The sequence below is a fragment of the Embleya sp. NBC_00896 genome (genome assembly GCF_045207785.1).
Classification (GTDB): domain Bacteria; phylum Actinomycetota; class Actinomycetes; order Streptomycetales; family Streptomycetaceae; genus Embleya.
On sequence record NZ_CP108777.1, the window covers coordinates 964,840 to 981,173 of the forward strand.

Here is a 16,334-nt window from a genome sequence, read left to right on the forward strand (position 1 = left end):
GCACAGCTTACGTCGACGGCCCGGTGGCCGACCTCAGGTCGGCTTGCGCCACACGGAGATGTGCTTCGCGGAGTCCTGAGTGAACGGTGCCCCGTCCCAGTCCGCGACGCGACGTTCCGGCTCGAGTCCGGCGATCCGTGCCATCAGGTCGAGCTCTGTCGGCCAGGCGTACCGGTGCCGGGAGTTGCCGCGGCGGTAGCGGCCGTCGTCGCCGTCGCGGGTGAAGTGGTGCGAGACGAGAATCTGCTCGACGAGGTCGAAGGTGTCGAAGCCGAGATGCTGCTCGGAGACCTCGAACGGCACCGCGACCTGGCCGGGCGGCAGGAACCGCAGCGGCGGCACGCCCAGCTCGATGACGAATCGGCCGCCGGGCTCCAGATGACGTGCGGCGTTGCGGAAGCACTCGACCTGTTCGTCCTGCGTGAGGAGGTTCGTGATGGTGTTGTAGACGAGATAGACCAGGGTGAACTCGCCGGGGACGACGGTGGTGGCCATGTCCCCGATGGCTACCGGCAGCGTGTCCTGGTCGATCTTGCGTCGCAGCACCGCCGCCATATGCTCGGACAGTTCGATGCCCACTACCGGCACGCCGCGTTCCCGGAGCGGGACGCCCACTCGTCCGGTCCCGATGGCGAACTCCAGCGCCCGGCCGTCTCCGGCCAACTCGGCGAGGAAGGCGAGAGTCGGCCCGAGGACGGCGGCCGAGGACATCTCGGTCTCCTCGGCGTCGTAGCGGTCGGCGGTCGCACGGGTCCACAACTCACTGCTCGTCACGGGCGGCCACTTTGCCGGGCACCGAGGAGCACTGTCGACGCATTTATGCCCGCCGACCACCCTGACGAGAAGTCCCGGCGAGTGCTGTCGCAGTGCTAGGGCGTCGTGGTGCTCGGCGGGGGATTGAAGACACGCCCTAGGACACGCCGTCGAGCGGCCGGAGGAAGCGGCGTTCGTAGCGCTTGATGCAGCGGGTGTCATGGGCCAGTTGGATCGCGGCTTGGCATTCGGGATCGGACGCGCTGTCCGTGCGGTACTGCTGGTATGTGGTGAAGTCGGGGAAGGAGAAGAGGGCGTACGCGATGTCGCTGTCGCCCTCGCTCGGCAGGAAGTAGCCGTGGTGGGTGCCGCCGAACCGGTTGACCAGCCCGACCCAGCGGCGACCGTATTCCTCGAAGTCCGCAAGCTTGTCGGCGTCGATCTCGTACTTCAGATGAATGGTGATCACGCCCACATGATGCAGCGTCCCGGCCCGGGACCCAAAGGCGGCCTCGGTCGAGACGACGACACCTCTGCTCCGGTGTACGGGGCCGCCCGGCGGATTCGGACGGCCCCGGGTTTGGGCTTGCCTCGCTTGCCTCGTCGGAGGCCTGCCCTCTGGGCTTCTTCGGGCGATGTTCTTTTCGAGGTGGGGTTACAGGTCGGTGGCGATGATCTTTTCGATGTTGCGTTCGGCGAGGGCGGTGATGGTGACGAACGGGTTGACGCTGGTGTTGCCGGGGATCAGTGCGCCGTCGATCACGTATAGGCCGGAATAGCCGTGCAGCCGACCGTAGTTGTCGGTGGCCTGGTTCAACACCGCGCCGCCGAGCGGGTGGTAGGTGAGGTGATCGCCCCAGACCTTGTAGGTGCCGAAGAGGTCGGTCCGGTAGATCGTCCCCTCCTTCGCGTTGATCTTGTCGAAGATCGATTTGGCCATGTCGATGGACGGCTGCTTCCAGGATGCCTGCCAGTCCAGATCGGCCCGGCCCGTCGCGGCGTTCCAGGAGAACCGGGCGCGGTTCGGGTTCTTGGTGATCGACAGGTAGAACGAGGCGAAGGTCTCGATGCCGGTGGGCAGCGGGGCGATTTCGGCGAACGCGCCGCCGGCGTTCCAGTTGTCGATGCCGCCGGTGGGAATGGACGCCTGGAGGGCCCCGGTGGGATCCCACATGTGGTTGGCGCGGCCGCACATGACGTTGCCGTTGTCGCCCCAACCCTGGCCGATCTCGCTGTTCAGGTTGGGCAGCGCGCCGGTGGCCTTGAGCTTGACCAGGAGCTTGCTGGTGCCGACGCTGCCGGCGGCGAAGAACACCTTGTCCGCGGTCACCGTCTTGGTGAGCGTGGTGACGCCGGTGGTGTCGATCTGGTCGATCACCACGGTGTAGCCGCCACCGGTCGCCGGGGAGACCGAAGTGACCTTGTGCAGCGGCGAGATGGTGACCTTTCCGGTCTCCTTGATGCGGGCCAGGTATGTCTTCTGCAGCGACTTCTTGCCGTAGTTGTTGCCGTAGAGGATCTCGCCGGCCAGTGCGGACTTGGGGACGGTGCCGGCGGCCTCCTGCTTCATGTAGTCCCAGTCGTACACGGTGGGCACGAAGACGAACGGGAAGCCGGATCGCTGGGCGTGCTTACGGCCGACCCGGGCGTACTGGTAGCAGTCGGCAGTGTCGAACCAGGCCGGGTCGATGGTGGCCACCCCGAGGCCGGTGTTGGCGCGCGGGTAGTAGGTGTTGTACATCTCGTCGACGTTCACCGAGGGGAGGATCGCGCCGAAGTTCTCCCGCTTGGGGGTGACCGCCATACCGCCGTTCACCAGTGAGCCACCGCCGACGCCTCGGCCCTGGTAGACGGTGATGCCGCTGAACTCCTCGGCGTCCAGGATCCCGGTGTAGCGGGAGATGTCCTTGTCGATCGGGAAGCCGAGGAAGTTGCTGATCGGCTGCTTGGTCTTGGTGCGGAGCCAGAAGGATCGGGAGTCGGGGGTGGTGGTGTTGGCGAAGATCTTGCCGTCCGGGCCGGGGGTGTCCCAGGACATGCCCATCTCGATCATGTGCACGTCGACGCCCGCTTGGGCGAGACGCAGAGCGGCGACGGAGCCGCCGTATCCGGTGCCGATCACCAGGGCCGGGACGTGTGCTCCGGAGGGGATCGGAGCGGCTGCGGGGGCGGCCTGTGGCGGGGTGGCGGAGGCGCGGCCGGCGAAGGCCGCGGCACCCAGAATAGAACCGGTTCCTACTATGAAACCGCGGCGCGAAAAACCCTTGGAACCGGTGCTGCGCCTGGCAGAATCACTCATGTGACGTTCCTCACTCTGGGGTGGAGTGGGAACAAGTTCTAGAGGTGATCGCGCAACAAGTCACGGCATACTCATGAGTAACATGCGACCGACGCCATGCCTTTGCCATCAGGTCGCGGAACGTCGATGTGCGGTAACGGAAACCACCTCGAAACAATCGCCTATTGCCCGAAGCGAGGTCCAACCGGCTTGTGTGGCACGGGTGTTGCGCGACGCGTACAGGTCGCGGCGGGGCGCCCTCGCGCGGCGCGGAAAGGAGGAGCCGGCGGACCGGATACGGCCGGTCGACACAGCTGCGGATCTCGGTCTCGCCGGGCTCGGGGATCCCATGGCCGGAGGGTGTCACGCAGGGCAGTGTGTGGGGCTTGATCACGCAGATCGTGCTCGGCGGCCGGCCACCGGAGCAGGCGGGCGAACCGGGACACGGACGCTGGACCGCCGACGGCGCTACCGGGTATGGGAGTTCGCCGCGCCGGCCGCTCCCTGCCCGAGGCCGTCGCGACTTCGCGGCGACCGAACTCGGTTATCCCGCCGGGACGTTCGGCTGTTGACGGCTTGCCAGACCGGTGGCCGAGCTTCGACTTCGCGCCGGAGGCCGAGCGCGGCGTCGACGACCCGCGCCGAGCACACCGCCGGCCGATGCGCCGCCGGCCGGACCCGCTACTCGGTGCCGATCGCGGTCAGGATGTCCGTACGCGCGGCCGTGCGGGCCGGCCGGACGGCGGCCACGATCCCGACGACCACGCCCAGGACCAGCAGGCCGCCGACGCTCGTCCACGGCACGATCAGACCGAGCCCGGGGATGCTCGATTCGAGCGTGCCCAGGATTCCCCACGCGAGGAACCCGCCCAGGACGATCCCCAGCGCCGCGCCGAACGCCGAGATGACCAGGGACTCCAGCCGGATCATCGTGCGCACCCGCCTGCGGTCCAGCCCGATCGCGCGCAACATGCCGATCTCGCGGCGGCGTTCGAAGACGTACCCGTGTCAACGCTCAGGTTGTCGGCGGCGGGCAGCGCCCTCACGGCCTCCACGCGCAGCGCCGACACGCTCCGGCGGTCCGCCGCGCCGAATAGAACCACTATGCGAGCGCTTCCCCGGCACGCCGATGCACGGCGCCGGACGCCGCGGAGCCCGACGCGGGACTGAAGACAGGCCCTAGGGTGACGGCCATGTGGGCGCGGCTGTGGGGATGGTATCGGCGCCACGCCGGGGTACGGACGCGTTCCGCGCTGGTCGCCGCCGTGGTGGTGGCGCTCGTGTTGGCTGCGGCGGTGACGGCGTTCGTCCTGCTCTATCACCAATCGCTGGTCCGCACGGTCGACGCCGACACGAACCGGCAGGCCCGCGCGGTGGGCGCCGACCTCGCCCGCGGCGGCATGGCCCGCGGCGAACTCCCGGCGGATCGCGGCCGGTCGACGCAGGTCCAGGTGCTGGATCCGCACGGCGTGGTGATCGCGTGGTCGGCCACACTCGACGGCCGGCCGCCGATGTCGTCGCTGCGCCCCGCGGCCGGGCGGCTCCGGAGCGAGGATCGCGAGCGGAAGTCCCGCAGGGACGACCGCTACCGGGTCGCGGCCACCGGGGTCGCCATGCCCGACGGGATCTACACCGTCCTGGTCGGCGAGTCCCTCGAACCGATCGCCCGCAGCATGGAGGGCGCCGCCGCGCTGCTGATCGTGGGCTTTCCGATCCTGGTCGTGGTGGTCGCGGGCGCGACGTACGCCTTCGTCGGCCGCGCGCTCAACCCGGTGGAGGCGATCCGCCGCAAGGTCGCGGGCATCGGCGCGGCCCGGCTCGGCGACCGGGTCCCGGTGCCCGAGGCACGCGACGAGGTCGCCCGGCTCGCCGAGACGATGAACGCGATGCTCGACCGCTTGGAGAAACAGGTCGACGCCCGGCGCCGGTTCGTCGCGGACGCCGGACACGAGCTGCGCAGTCCGCTCACCACCCTGCGCACCGGCCTCGAAGTGCTGGGCACCCGCCGCTTGGCCGCACGGGACGCGGGCCTGGTCGACCTGCTGACCACCGAGGTCGAACGACTGGACCAACTCGTCGACAGCCTGCTCCTGTTGGCTCGCGCGGACGAGCAGGAGCTTCGGCCGCGGCTCGTCGACGTGGACCTGGACGACCTCGTCGACGTCGAGCGCCGGCGCCTGGCCGCCCAGCACCCCGGCCTGGCCGTGTCGGCGGCGATCACCCCGGTGCGGGTGCGCGGCGACGCCGATCGACTCGCCCGCGTGCTGCGCAACCTCGCCGACAACGCCGCCGCGCACGCCGCGGCCGGCGTCCGCTTCACGCTGCGGGAGTCGGCGGGGCACGCGATCGTCGAGGTCGAGGACGACGGGCCCGGTGTGCCGATCGAGGACCGCGAGCGGATCTTCGAGCGATTCGTCCGGCTGGACGAGAGCCGCCGCCGCGGGTCGGGGGGCACCGGCCTCGGGCTGGCCATCGTCCGCGAGGTGGTCGCCGTCCACGGCGGCACGGTCGACGTCGAGGCGGCCCCGCGAGGCGGCGCGGTGTTTCGGGTCGTGCTGCCGCAGGCCTCGGACGAGGATCAGGCGGGGTCGTCCACCAGCCGGTAGCCGCTGCCGCGGACGGTCTGGATCGAGTGGTGGAAGAACGGCTGGTCGATCTTGCGGCGCAGGTAGCCGACGTACACCTCGACGACGTTGGCGGGGCCGTCGTAGTGGGTGTCCCAGACGTTCTCCAGGATCTCGGTCTTGGTCACCACGTCGCCGGCGCGCCGCATCAGGAAGCACAGCAGGGAGAACTCACGGGGCGTCAGCCGCACTTCCTCCCCCGCGCGTTCGACCCTGTGCCGGGCCGGGTCCAGGCTCAGATCGCCGACGGTGAGCACGACGGGGCGGACCGGGGCGCCGCGCCGGACCAGCGCGCGCAGCCGGGCGGTCAGGACCACGAAGCTGAAGGGCTTGGTGAGGTAGTCGTCGGCGCCGAGGTCGAACGCGTCCGCCTGGTCGTACTCGCCGTCCTTGGCGGTGAGCATCAGCACCGGGGTCCACACCCCGGCCGCGCGCAGCCGTTCGCACACCCGATAGCCGTTCAGGCCGGGCAACATGATGTCGAGCACGATCACGTCGTAGGCTTTCTCGGTCGCCGCCCACAGTCCGTCGGTGCCGGTGTGCACCACGTCCACGTTGAATCCGGCGTCGGCCAGCCCCTGGCGCACGGTCTCCGCCAGCGGAACCTCGTCCTCGACCACCAACACCCGCACGCCCACACCATCCTCGTCGTCGCCCGTGCCGTCCACGGCCCGTACCCACCGCACCAGCAGAGCAGGCCGGTGCTGAGAAAACCCTGAGCCCCCGCCGGACTCCAACCCCGGAGCGGCCGGACCCGTCGACCGGATGGCCGAACCGGCCGGCCGCGCCCGACGGCGTCGGTCCATGATGGACATCCGCCGAGGACCGGGAGGAACCTTGCCGCCGGACGCCGACGCCACGCAACACGACTGGCGGATCGAGAACCGGGAGTACGCCCGGCACGAGGCGCGTCGTGGCCGCCGCTTCGCGTTCACACACCTCGTCCCGACCCGCACCGCGCTCGTGGTGATCGACATGGTGCCGTTCTTCGTCGCGGAGAACCCCTACTGCCGTGGCATCGTGCCCAACATCCACCGGCTCGCCGATCGCCTGCGGGCGGCGGGCGGCACCGTCGCCTGGGTCCTGCCCGCGGTGGGCGCGGGTTCGCCGGTGACCGAGGAGTTCTACGGCCCGGTGGTGGCCGAGCTCTACCGCACCTCGGGCGGCACCGGGCCACCGGCCGAGCGCCTGTGGGCCGGCCTCCGGGCCGACGACGCCGACCTGTTCGTGGAGAAGTCCGCGGCCAGCGCGTTCTTCCCCGGCCGCTGCCCGCTCCCCGAACTGCTGACCGAGCGCCGGATCGAGACGGTCCTGATCACCGGCACCGTCACCAACGTCTGCTGTGAATCCTCGGCCCGTGACGCCGCCACCCTCGGCTACCGGGTCATCCTGGTCGCGGACGCGAACGCGGCCCGCCGCGACCGGGACCACAACGCCACCCTGCACACCATCTACCGCAACTTCGGCGACGTCCGCCCCACCTCCGACGTGCTCGACCTGATCGACCACCCTGCCCCCTCACCCTGCCGGGTCACGAGGGTCCCGAGGTCCGGGTAGCCGGATACGCCGGCGTCACGGTGCAGGACATCGCCGAGGCCGGTGCGCATGAAGCCGACGAACACCTGGTTCATCGACCTGTACGAGCGGCGGAGCCGCGCCGGAACCTGATCCCCACCCGCTCCCCGGCCCGCCTCCGGCCCGGCCGGCTCCGCCCCCGGCCCGCGCTTCCCCATCGCACCCGGAGTCGCGTCGAATAGTGTCGAGTCGAACCGAACCGAATCAAATCGAATCGCCAGGCGAGGAAGGAGCGTGCGGTGAACGGATCACGGACGCGATCCGCGGTCGGCGGCGCCGGGCGGGACACCGACGTCGGGGTCGGCGACTTCGACGCGTGGCGTTCGATCGTGCACGACTTCTTCTTCGCCGCGGAGCTGGAGCGCCCGGCGGGGCGCGGGTTCGCGGGCCGGCTGCGGCACCATCCGCTCGGCCCGATCGACCTGGCGCGGATCGAGGCGACGCCGCACAACTTCCGGCGCACCGCCGCCGACGTGGCCGCGCACGGCGCGGACGTGTACGACGTCGTGTTGGTGCTCGCCGGTCAGGGCAGCGCGGCGCAGGACGGCCGGGACGGCGAGCTGTGCGGCGGGCGGCTGGTGATCTCGGACAGCACCCGGCCCTACCGGATCGACTTCGACAGTCCCTTCCACCTGGCCCAACTGGTGCTGCCGCGGCGGCTGCTCGGCACCGAACCCGAGCGGGTGGCGCCGCTGACGGGAGTGCCCATCGACACGAGCCGGGGCACCGCCGCGCTGCTCGCCGGCGTGCTGACCCAGGTGACCGAGCCGACCGGGGCCCGGGCGCCGGGCGTGGATCCGCATCTGGCCGACACCGTGACCGCGCTGTGCCGCGCGGTCGTCGCCGAGTTGATCGCCGAACGCGGCGACACCTGGCCCGAGACCGGATCGGACCCGGCGGCCGAGGCACGGCGCCGCGAGCTGCGGGCCCGGATGATGGCGTGGATCGAGAACCACCTGGACGATCCGGGCCTGGATCCGGCGATGATCGCCCGCGCGCACTTCGTCTCCACGCGCTACCTGCACCGCCTGTTCCAGGACCAGCCGGTGTCGGTGGCCCGCTTCGTCCGCGAGCGCCGCCTCGAACGCATCCGCCGCGACCTGGCCGACCCGGCCCTGCTCGGGATGCCGGTGAGTACCCTGGCCGCCCACTGGGGCATCGGCGACGCGGCCCGGTTCAGCCGCGTCTTCCGCGATCAATACGGCGTGTCCCCCAGCACCTACCGGGCCGGACGGGCCGGCTTCGGCCCGCCCGGCACTTGAGGGCGAACGCGGCCGCCGACCGGCGCTACCGCACGGAACGTACCTTCAGGACCAGGAACGCGCCCAGCAGCGAGATCACCGCGGCGATCGGGAAGATCATGTCGTAGCCGCCCGCGTCGACGATCCAACCGGCCACGGTCGGCGCGACGATCTGCGGGCCGGCGGCGGCGATGTTGACGATGCCGAGGTCCTTGCCCGCGTCGCCGGTCGTCGGCAGCACCTTGGTCATCAGCGCGAGGTCGACCGCCATGTAGGTGCCGAAGAAGATGCCGTTGACGACCTGGAACCAGTTCATCCCGTTCTCGGTCGGCGACAACATCGGGATGGCCAGCGACGCGGCGGAGCCGATGCCGCAGACCAGGACGAACGGCTTGAGCCGGCCGACCTTGTCCACCAGCGGGCCGATCACCATCGAGGCGACGATCGTGGCCACCGCGTTGATGATCAGCTGGTACCCCATCAGGGAGCCCAGTTCCGCACCGGGCACCTCGATGTAGTCGGCGAGGATGTACATCGTGTAGACGCTGACCACCCAGTAGCCGAGCATCACGCCGAAGCGCGAGCAGAACGCCCACGCGAAGTCCGGGTGCTTGCGGGGGTCGACCCAGAAGCCGGACAGGAACTCCTTGACGTCGAACGGCTCGCGCGGCAGGTGCTTCGACGACTTGTCCGGGGACACCACCACGAAGATCAGCGCGGACGCCGCGACCAGGGCGGCGATCAGGTAGTAGCCGTCCGCGCCCATGAACCTGCCGTCGAACCCGCCGATGGTCCCGGACAGGCCGAACTTGTCGCCGGGTACGCCGCCGATGATCAGCGAGACGATGATCGTGGCCACGGGGATGCCCAGGCCGACCATCGCCGAGAAGACCCCGTATTTGCGCACCGGCACCCGGTCCGGCATGGCCGCGGTGGACGCCGCCATGTAGCCGTTCATGAAGAACTGCACGACGCCCCAGCTCAGTCCGAGCATCGCGATCGACGACGCGTGCGCCTGGCCGACCAGGGCCAGCGAACCGATCCCGCCGCACAGCAGGATCCAGGGGGTGCGTCGGCCGAAACGCGACCGGGTGCGGTCGGACAGCACGCCGAACAGCGGATTGCCGATGGTGGCCAGGACCGCGCCGGTGGTGCTCGCCGTCGACAGCGCGTCGGGGTTGTTGCCGCCGGTGATCTCGGCCACCTGCCACGGGATCAGGAAGCTGCCCATCCCGATCCAGATCATGTACAGCGCGATGTTGGCCAGCGGCAGGGTCAGGTACAGCGGGCCGAGGCGATACGCGGACACCGGTATGGACACGGACACCGATGGTTCTTCCGGCGCGGGCCGGTCGTGTTCGGGCACAGTCGTGCTCATCGTGATTTCCGTCCGAGAAGGTGGGGCGACGTGGAAGTCCGCCGGCCGAGTAACGCCGGGCGGGCCGCGAACCGGCCGGTCACGGGAGGCGATACGCCGCGGTCCGGAAATGCGGATGCCCCAGCTTCGGCGCGCCCGTTCACCAGGTCTTGCCATCCCGCGCACACGCCTTGACGCACCGCGCACACGTGCCCGTCGCACCGCCTCGAAGCCGCCACGATCATGGATTTGACGCCTACAGACAGGTCTGTCTATGGTCGCTCTCACGATGCGTCGAGCGGACGGGCCGGCCCGCGATCTCGTGGCTTCGGCGACCCCTCGCTCCCGGGGGCCTGCCGGGCGACACGATCGCCGCACACGAGCGACGTGTTCAACAGGCACCGCCCTCGCCGGCCTCATATCGTGGGAAAGTGCGTGGTTCCCCCGAAGCGTCCGAGAGCATGCGGGACGACAACCGGCCCGGTGCCTCCCGGACCGACTACGCGGGTGCCGTGTACGGATCGCTGCTCGCCGCCTCCGTGGTGGCCGCCGCCGGGACCCTCGGTCAATTTCCGCGCCTTCAGCTCATCCTGATGCTGATCATCACCGGACTGGTGTTCTGGGCCGCGCACGTCTACGCGCACCTGGTGGGTGAACGACTGGTGGGCCAGTCCTGGACCTGGCGCGAAGTCCGCCGGGTCGCGGGGCACGAGTGGTCCATCGTCGAGGCCGCCGCGCTGCCCGCCGCCGCCGTGGCCGTCAGCCCCGTCCTGGGGTTGAGCGTGAACTCCGCCGGATGGCTCGCCCTCGGTATCGCCGTGTTCCAGCAGGTCCTCTGGGCGTCCCTCGGCGCCGCCCGAGCCGGCGCCACCCGCGGCCTGGTGATCGCCGAGGGTGCGGTCAACCTCGTCCTCGGCCTGGTCATCGTGGCCGCCAAGGCGGCGCTGGGGCACTGACGACGAGCCCGCCGACGCCGGGGAGTGCGCTCGGCGCGCGGGCTCCGGTGGCCGAGACGGACACTGGGGTCAGGGGGCGGCCGCCCGAAGGAGACCAGGACATGGGTTACAACGCCGTATGCAGTGGCGGACCGCGTGACGGTGAACGGTTCGAGGTGGGCGGACCCTGGGCACACGTCGATTTCCCCGAGGTGCTCGGTGCGACCGGCGACGACGCCGTGTTCTGGCGATACGCCCCGACGGCCGACTACCTCGAAGCGGCCGGCGAACGGCTCCAGGTGTACGACTTCGTACAGCAAGGCACACTGCGGGAACTCGCGTCGATCGGGCGGGGCCGGCTCGGGTCTCCTGTGCTGCCCACGGGCGGTTCGTCACCGGACGAGTAGCGATCCCCAGCGCCTCACCGACGCGACCGATGCCACCGAGCCCACCTCAAAGCTTCGCGACGTCCGCCAGGAACGCGTCCACCAGGGCATGCGCCCGCTCCCGTGCGCCCGGCAAGGGCAGCCGCAGGGCCGCCACGTCCAGGCCCAGTTCCTCGGCCTGCGTGTCGCCGCCGTTCTCCAGCCACGCCGTCATGATCTCCGGCGTTACCTCGGGGTGGAACTGCACGCCGAGCGAGCGACCCACCACGTACGCCTGCGGGCCGGCCGCCGAGCGGGCGATCTCACGGGCGCCCGGAGGGACGGTGAAGCGGTCGAAGTGCCACTGGTACCACGGGCCCGGCGCGATCAGAGCCGGGTCGTCGGAGTCGACCTCGTGCCGGCCGATCTCGAACGAGGGCGCCCGCTCGACCGTGCCGCCGAGTGCCGCGGCCAGGGCCTGGGCGCCGAAGCAGATCCCCAGGACGGGGACGTCCGCCTTGAACGCCTCGCGCAGCAGCGTGAGTTCGTCGTCGATCCAGGTGCCGATCGCCGCCGTGTCGTACACCGACCACGGAGCGCCGAGCGATACGACGACGTCGTAGTCGTCGGGTCGGGGGAAGTCGACGCGCACGTCGGGGGAATGGAACCGCTCCTCGGGGACGACGGTGACCTCGTGCGGCACGAAGCCACGTTCGGCCAGTCGTTCGCCGACGAACCCGGCGTTCGAGGGGTGATCGTGGCGAATGATCAAGGCGCGCACCGGACCCGGCTTTCCGTCGACGGCAAATTAATTTGATCCCAAACGATAAGCCGGCCGAACCCACGCCACAAGACGCGGCGACCGCCGGGTCGCCGGGCCGTCAAGCGCGGGGCCCACTCTCGTTTGCTACCAAATAATCTCCCTTGAACTCTTGTGACAACAGCGACAAGGTCCATATCGTTTGGCCTCAAATAATATCGAGAGGATTGGAGACACGCCCTTGTGCCGTGGCCGAGCCCGATGCACCCGCACGCGTACCCGCACCCGCACCCGAAGGGAACACCATGTCCGCCCCACGCCTGATCCTCGTCCTCAGCGAGAACTGGACCCTCACCGACCCGCGCGACCTGCGTGCCCTGGTGCGCGTCGCCGTCGAGGCGGAGGACGCCGGGTTCGACGGCGTCATGGCCAGCGAGCACATCGTGCTCGGTCCCGGCTCGGACGCGAACGGGCTGATGGCCAACCCGCGCGAGTACGCGCTCCCGGGCAACCAGGACCCGGCGACGCCCTGGCCCAACTCGCTGCTCCTGCTGTCCGCGATCGCCGCGCGGACCACCCGCCTGCGGCTGATCGCGGCCGGCGTCATCGCGCCGCTGCGCCACCCGATCGCGCTGGCGCAGCAGTTGGCCACGCTCGACCTGCTCAGCGAGGGGCGCCTGGTCGCGCAGCCGATCGTGAGCTGGCACCGTCCCGAGTACGAGGCCCTGGACGTGTCGTTCAGGCTGCGCGGGCGGCTGCTCGACGAACACCTGGCCGCCTGGGAGGTGCTGTGGCGGGACACTCCCGCCTCGTACGCCGGGGAGCACTACCGGTTCCAGGACGCCTACCTCGTGCCCAAGGCCTACCGCGAGTCCGGCCCGCGCCTTTGGCTGGGCGGCAGTTCGCTGCACGACGCGCTGCTGCGCCGACTGGTCCGGTACGGCCACGGCTTCCACCCGCTCGGGCAGCCGACGGACGCGGAGCTGACCGCGCTGCGCGCCGCCCTGACCGAGGCCGGGCGCGACCCGGCCGACCTGGAGATGGTCGGCGGGATCCGGCCCACCTTCCCGGACGCGCACAGCCCGGCCCCGATCGCCCTCGCCCTGGAATCGATCCCCGAGCAACTGGCCCGCGGCTTCACCACCATTTGCGTCAAGCCGTCCCAGTACACCGACGACCTGGCCGAGGTGGGCCCCTTGTGCAAAGAGATCGTGCGACGCGTCGCCGCCCTGTGACCCCGCCCCGAGCCGCTCACCCCACCGCCGGGAACTCCCACGCCTCCACACACATCGAGACCTGCAGGCTGTACTCGCTGTAGAAGCGGTCGCGGCCGGCCTGTTGCGCCGCGCGGTGGCGGGGGTCGGCGGCCCAGGCGCGCTGGGATTCGAGGCGGTCGAAGACGATCACCGACACCCGCTCGCCGTCGTCCGCGAAGTAGACCTTGTAGTCGACGAAGCCGGGCATCGACCGCGCCGCTTCGAGCATCTCGGCCGCCAACTCCCCGAACTCGGGCGCGGCCTCGTCCCGCAGCCGGGAGCGGAAGACGGTGACCACCTGGCCGGGCGCGAAAGAAATCCGGTCTGTCATCCACCCGACCGTACTCGGGTGCCCGAACGCGGTCTTTACGGGATGCCCCCGCCGACGACCGCGCCGACGTTCCCGATCCGTGCCGCCTCCCGCGCCGGCCGCACGGCTTACGTAGCGACCGGCCCGGGCAGCAGCGCCTCGGCCAGCCGCCGCCACTGCGGCATGGCCGATCGCCCGGGTTCGGTGCCCAGCACCTGGATGCCGACGTGGTCGGCGCCGGCGTCGAGGTGGCCGTGCAGCTTGCGGACGATCGTGTCGAGGTCGCCCCAGAACACCAGGTCGTCGACGAGGCGGTCGCTGCCGCGGCCGCCGTCGATGTCGGCTTCGGTGTAGCCCAGGCGAAGGAACTTGGCGATGTTGTACTTCGTGGTGAAGTACACGTGCAGGTGCTCGCGCGCGATCTCGCGTGCCTTGTCCGGGTCGCTTTCGAAGAGCACCGCGTGCTCGACCCCGAGGAACGGGCCCTCGCCCAGCACCTCCCGCGCCTGCGCCGTGTGCCGCACCGTCACGTGGTAGGTGTGCGCGCCCTGGGAGCGGTCGCGGGCCATCTCGAGCATCTTCGGCCCGTACGCCGCCAGCACGCGTCGCATGGGCGCCTTCGGAAGAGGGTTCGCGCTCGTCGCCGCGTCCATGGCGTCCAGGTAGTCGCTCATCGCCTGTAGCGGCCTGGTCCCGGGCCGCTCGCCGCCGAAACCGAGGCCGAGCAGGTGGCGATCCGGGTAGGCGTCGGCCAGCAGCAGCGCCGCGCCCTTGGTCCACTGCGGCTCGCGGGACCAGATCCCCGCGATGCCGTTGACGATGTTGATCCGCTCGGTACTGGACAGCAGGAACCCGGCATGCGTCAGCGCCTCGCGGCCGTCCCGCTCCGGTATCCAGAACGCCTGCCAGCCGAGCCCTTCGAGTTCCTGGATGGAGTCTCGCATCAGGCTCGCGGGCTGGTCTTCGAAGTCGAACGTCCAGACCCCGAAGCGCCCCAGATCCATCCCGTCGATGGCGCCCATGTCTCCTCCTGATCGACGGTACGTGACCGCCCCTCGCGAAATTCGAACGAATCGAAGTATCGCAGAAGATCGATATGAATCAAGACCGCAAGACCGCAAGACCGCAAGACCACTGGACGACGGCGAGACTGGACGGCGGCGAGCCGCTGCTCCCAACCCGGGGCCGTGCCGACCGAGGACTAGAGCGAGCGTCCGAGCACGTCGACGATCCGGGCGATGTGTTGCTCGTCGCGCCGGTAGTGCGTCCACTTCCCGACGCGGGTGGACCGGACCAGCCCGGCACGCTCCAGCGATGCCATGTAGGCGGAGACGGTCGACTGTGCCAACCCGGTCTTGGCCTGGATGTGGCTCACGCACACACCGACGTCGTCGGCGATCGCCTGCTCCACAGGAAAATGACGCTCGGGATCGCGCAGCCACTCGAGCATCTGGAGCCGCACGGGATTGGCGAGCGCCTTGAACACGTCAAGGAGCTGCGCGGCGTTGTCCGGTGCGGGGTTCGCGTGTGTCGTCATGGGCCGTCGAGACGCGTAGGGTCGAGCACAACAATTCGAGGAATCTCGATACTACACACGTGGCCCGCCGGCAAGCGGTCGAGCCCGGCCGCAATGTGTTCCGTCGTGATGCGGCCGGCCGGACCCGGTGCGCCCGGCACCCGCGGTCCGGCGCCCCTCAGGCCACCAACTCGCGTCGATACTTCCCCGCCAACGCGATCGCCTTGCCCCCCAACGCCACCACTCCCATCAGCTCCCCGTCGCGGTAGTACCCCACCGCGCAGTCCCCGTCCCACTCCCCCTCCAGCAGGCGGACGTCCCCGCCCCCCAGCCCCGGCGCCCCGAACGACTGAAGCCGCTCCTCGTACTGGTCCGACCAGAACGTCGGCAGCGGCGCGAACGCGGACGCGTCGTGCGCCACGCCCGCCAGGTGCGCCGCCAGCGTCCGGGCCGCGTGTTTGGCGCTGTCGGTGGGGATGCTCCAGTGTTCGACCCGGCGCGGGACGTCGTCGTAGCGCGGGTTCGCGAACCGGGCCACGTCCCCGACCGCGACCACGTCCGGGCGCGACTCGACCCGCAACAGCGCGTCGCAGCGCACCCCGTCGCCGAGGTCGAGGCCGTTGTCGGCGAGCCATTCGGTGTTGGGGATCGAGCCGACCGCCTCGACCACGGTATCCGCGGGCAGTTCGCGGCCGTCGTCCAGGACGATGCCGCGCACGCGCTCCTCGCCCACCAAGTGCCCCACCGTGCGGCCGAGTTCGAACCGGACGCCGTGCGCGAGATGACGTCGGCGCAGCGCCGCCCCGAGCTCGGTGCCCAGCGGGCGCTGCATGGGCTCCGCCTCGGGCGCGACCACGGTGACGTCGGCGCCGAGCGAGCGCGCGGTCGCGGCGACCTCGCACCCGATGAACCCGGCGCCCACGACCACCACGCGGCGGCCCGGACCGAGCGCGGCGCGCAACGCCTGCGCGTCGTCCAGGGTGCGCACCACGTGGCGGCCCGCGCTCGGTCCCGGGCAGGTCAGCCGGCGCGGGCGCAGTCCCGTGGCGACCACGAGGCCGGCGTAGGACAGCGAGTCGCCGCCGGCGAACCGTACCGTGCGCGCGGTCAGGTCGGCGCCGACCACCGCGTCGCCGAGTCGCCAGTCGACGTCGGCGCAGCTCGCCCGCGGCCGGAAGGCGACCGCGGCGTGCGACACCTCGCCCGCGAGCACGTCCTTGGACAGCGGCGGCCGGTTGTACGGCATGTGCTTCTCGTCGCCGACGACCGTGATACCGCCGGTCCAGCCGGCCGCGCGCAGTTGTTCGGCCGCGCGCAGTCCGCCCATGGACGCGCCCACGACGACGACCCGACGATCGGTCATG

Annotated in this window: 16 protein-coding genes and 1 pseudogene; 6 read left to right on the plus strand and 11 right to left on the minus strand. The window is 70.6% G+C overall.

What is annotated here, in order from left to right; translation table 11 throughout:
• Positions 1–33: 33 nt before the first annotated feature.
• The 4 genes and pseudogenes from OG928_RS37555 to OG928_RS37570 form a co-directional block, all read right to left on the minus strand.
• The gene (locus tag OG928_RS37555) at positions 34–774 is read right to left on the minus strand and encodes a class I SAM-dependent methyltransferase (protein ID WP_331766473.1); all 741 of its coding nucleotides are present in this window, start codon (positions 772–774) and stop codon (positions 34–36) included.
• Positions 775–910: 136 nt separating this feature from the next.
• Positions 911–1,222: an NIPSNAP family protein gene (locus OG928_RS37560; protein WP_331766474.1), complete on the minus strand. Its 312-nt coding sequence runs from the start codon at positions 1,220–1,222 to the stop codon at positions 911–913.
• A 186-nt stretch (positions 1,223–1,408) separates the two neighbouring features.
• Positions 1,409–3,052: a GMC oxidoreductase gene (locus OG928_RS37565; protein WP_331766475.1), complete on the minus strand. Its 1,644-nt coding sequence runs from the start codon at positions 3,050–3,052 to the stop codon at positions 1,409–1,411.
• A 660-nt stretch (positions 3,053–3,712) separates the two neighbouring features.
• Positions 3,713–4,030, minus strand: a pseudogene (locus OG928_RS37570) (FtsX-like permease family protein); the annotation flags it as partial.
• A 674-nt stretch (positions 4,031–4,704) separates the two neighbouring features.
• Here OG928_RS37570 and OG928_RS37575 point away from each other — a divergent pair.
• Positions 4,705–5,637: a sensor histidine kinase gene (locus OG928_RS37575; RefSeq protein WP_406292090.1), complete on the plus strand. Its 933-nt coding sequence runs from the start codon at positions 4,705–4,707 to the stop codon at positions 5,635–5,637.
• Here OG928_RS37575 and OG928_RS37580 read toward each other — a convergent pair.
• Positions 5,610–6,287, minus strand: coding sequence for a response regulator transcription factor (locus OG928_RS37580; RefSeq protein ID WP_331768255.1), 678 nt, complete (start codon positions 6,285–6,287; stop codon positions 5,610–5,612). The two genes, OG928_RS37575 and OG928_RS37580, sit on opposite strands and share 28 nt — an antisense overlap.
• Positions 6,288–6,492: 205 nt before the next feature.
• On the opposite strand from OG928_RS37580, the gene OG928_RS37585 reads away from it, so the two are divergent.
• Positions 6,493–7,212: an isochorismatase family protein gene (locus OG928_RS37585; protein WP_406291561.1), complete on the plus strand. Its 720-nt coding sequence runs from the start codon at positions 6,493–6,495 to the stop codon at positions 7,210–7,212.
• A 257-nt stretch (positions 7,213–7,469) separates the two neighbouring features.
• Positions 7,470–8,492, plus strand: coding sequence for a helix-turn-helix domain-containing protein (locus OG928_RS37590; protein WP_331766478.1), 1,023 nt, complete (start codon positions 7,470–7,472; stop codon positions 8,490–8,492).
• Positions 8,493–8,517: 25 nt separating this feature from the next.
• Here the strand turns inward: OG928_RS37590 and OG928_RS37595 are convergent, their stop codons facing one another.
• On the minus strand, positions 8,518–9,849 hold the full coding sequence (locus OG928_RS37595; RefSeq protein ID WP_331766479.1) for an MFS transporter: 1,332 nt from the start codon (positions 9,847–9,849) through the stop codon (positions 8,518–8,520).
• 440 nt (positions 9,850–10,289) lie between these two features.
• Between OG928_RS37595 and OG928_RS37600 the strand changes: the two genes are divergently transcribed.
• On the plus strand, positions 10,290–10,784 hold the full coding sequence (locus tag OG928_RS37600) for a hypothetical protein (RefSeq protein WP_331766480.1): 495 nt from the start codon (positions 10,290–10,292) through the stop codon (positions 10,782–10,784).
• 101 nt (positions 10,785–10,885) lie between these two features.
• Positions 10,886–11,170, plus strand: a complete 285-nt coding sequence (locus OG928_RS37605; protein ID WP_331766481.1) for a hypothetical protein — start codon at positions 10,886–10,888, stop codon at positions 11,168–11,170.
• Positions 11,171–11,216: 46 nt separating this feature from the next.
• On the opposite strand, the gene OG928_RS37610 is transcribed toward OG928_RS37605, so the two are convergent.
• Complete coding sequence (locus OG928_RS37610) at positions 11,217–11,909, minus strand: glutamine amidotransferase-related protein (protein WP_331766482.1); 693 nt, start codon at positions 11,907–11,909, stop codon at positions 11,217–11,219.
• A gap of 284 nt (positions 11,910–12,193) precedes the next feature.
• On the opposite strand from OG928_RS37610, the gene OG928_RS37615 reads away from it, so the two are divergent.
• Positions 12,194–13,123, plus strand: a complete 930-nt coding sequence (locus tag OG928_RS37615) for a TIGR03619 family F420-dependent LLM class oxidoreductase (RefSeq protein ID WP_331766483.1) — start codon at positions 12,194–12,196, stop codon at positions 13,121–13,123.
• Between the two features lie 16 nt (positions 13,124–13,139).
• Here OG928_RS37615 and OG928_RS37620 read toward each other — a convergent pair whose 3' ends face one another.
• The 4 genes from OG928_RS37620 to OG928_RS37635 all read right to left on the minus strand — a co-directional run bounded on the left by OG928_RS37620 (position 13,140) and on the right by OG928_RS37635 (position 16,333).
• The gene (locus OG928_RS37620; protein WP_331766484.1) at positions 13,140–13,475 is read right to left on the minus strand and encodes an antibiotic biosynthesis monooxygenase; all 336 of its coding nucleotides are present in this window, start codon (positions 13,473–13,475) and stop codon (positions 13,140–13,142) included.
• A 107-nt stretch (positions 13,476–13,582) separates the two neighbouring features.
• The gene (locus OG928_RS37625) at positions 13,583–14,458 is read right to left on the minus strand and encodes a TIGR03620 family F420-dependent LLM class oxidoreductase (RefSeq protein WP_331768256.1); all 876 of its coding nucleotides are present in this window, start codon (positions 14,456–14,458) and stop codon (positions 13,583–13,585) included.
• Between the two features lie 197 nt (positions 14,459–14,655).
• Positions 14,656–14,991: a metalloregulator ArsR/SmtB family transcription factor gene (locus OG928_RS37630; RefSeq protein WP_331766485.1), complete on the minus strand. Its 336-nt coding sequence runs from the start codon at positions 14,989–14,991 to the stop codon at positions 14,656–14,658.
• Between the two features lie 157 nt (positions 14,992–15,148).
• Entirely contained in the window at positions 15,149–16,333 is a 1,185-nt protein-coding gene (locus tag OG928_RS37635; protein ID WP_331766486.1) for an FAD-dependent oxidoreductase, read from the minus strand.
• Between the last annotated feature and the right edge of the window lies 1 nt (position 16,334).

Excerpts from the sequence above, each read along its gene's own strand:
- OG928_RS37565 (WP_331766475.1), bottom strand. The coding sequence starts at position 3,052 with ATGAGTGATTCTGCCAGGCGCAGCACCGGTTCCAAGGGTTTTTCGCGC.
- OG928_RS37575 (WP_406292090.1), top strand. The coding sequence starts at position 4,705 with ATGGAGGGCGCCGCCGCGCTGCTGATCGTGGGCTTTCCGATCCTGGTC.
- OG928_RS37595 (WP_331766479.1), bottom strand. The coding sequence starts at position 9,849 with ATGAGCACGACTGTGCCCGAACACGACCGGCCCGCGCCGGAAGAACCA.
- OG928_RS37600 (WP_331766480.1), top strand. The coding sequence starts at position 10,290 with ATGCGGGACGACAACCGGCCCGGTGCCTCCCGGACCGACTACGCGGGT.
- OG928_RS37605 (WP_331766481.1), top strand. The coding sequence starts at position 10,886 with ATGGGTTACAACGCCGTATGCAGTGGCGGACCGCGTGACGGTGAACGG.
- OG928_RS37615 (WP_331766483.1), top strand. The coding sequence starts at position 12,194 with ATGTCCGCCCCACGCCTGATCCTCGTCCTCAGCGAGAACTGGACCCTC.
- OG928_RS37620 (WP_331766484.1), bottom strand. The coding sequence starts at position 13,475 with ATGACAGACCGGATTTCTTTCGCGCCCGGCCAGGTGGTCACCGTCTTC.
- OG928_RS37625 (WP_331768256.1), bottom strand. The coding sequence starts at position 14,458 with ATGGATCTGGGGCGCTTCGGGGTCTGGACGTTCGACTTCGAAGACCAG.
- OG928_RS37630 (WP_331766485.1), bottom strand. The coding sequence starts at position 14,991 with ATGACGACACACGCGAACCCCGCACCGGACAACGCCGCGCAGCTCCTT.
- OG928_RS37635 (WP_331766486.1), bottom strand. The coding sequence starts at position 16,333 with ATGACCGATCGTCGGGTCGTCGTCGTGGGCGCGTCCATGGGCGGACTG.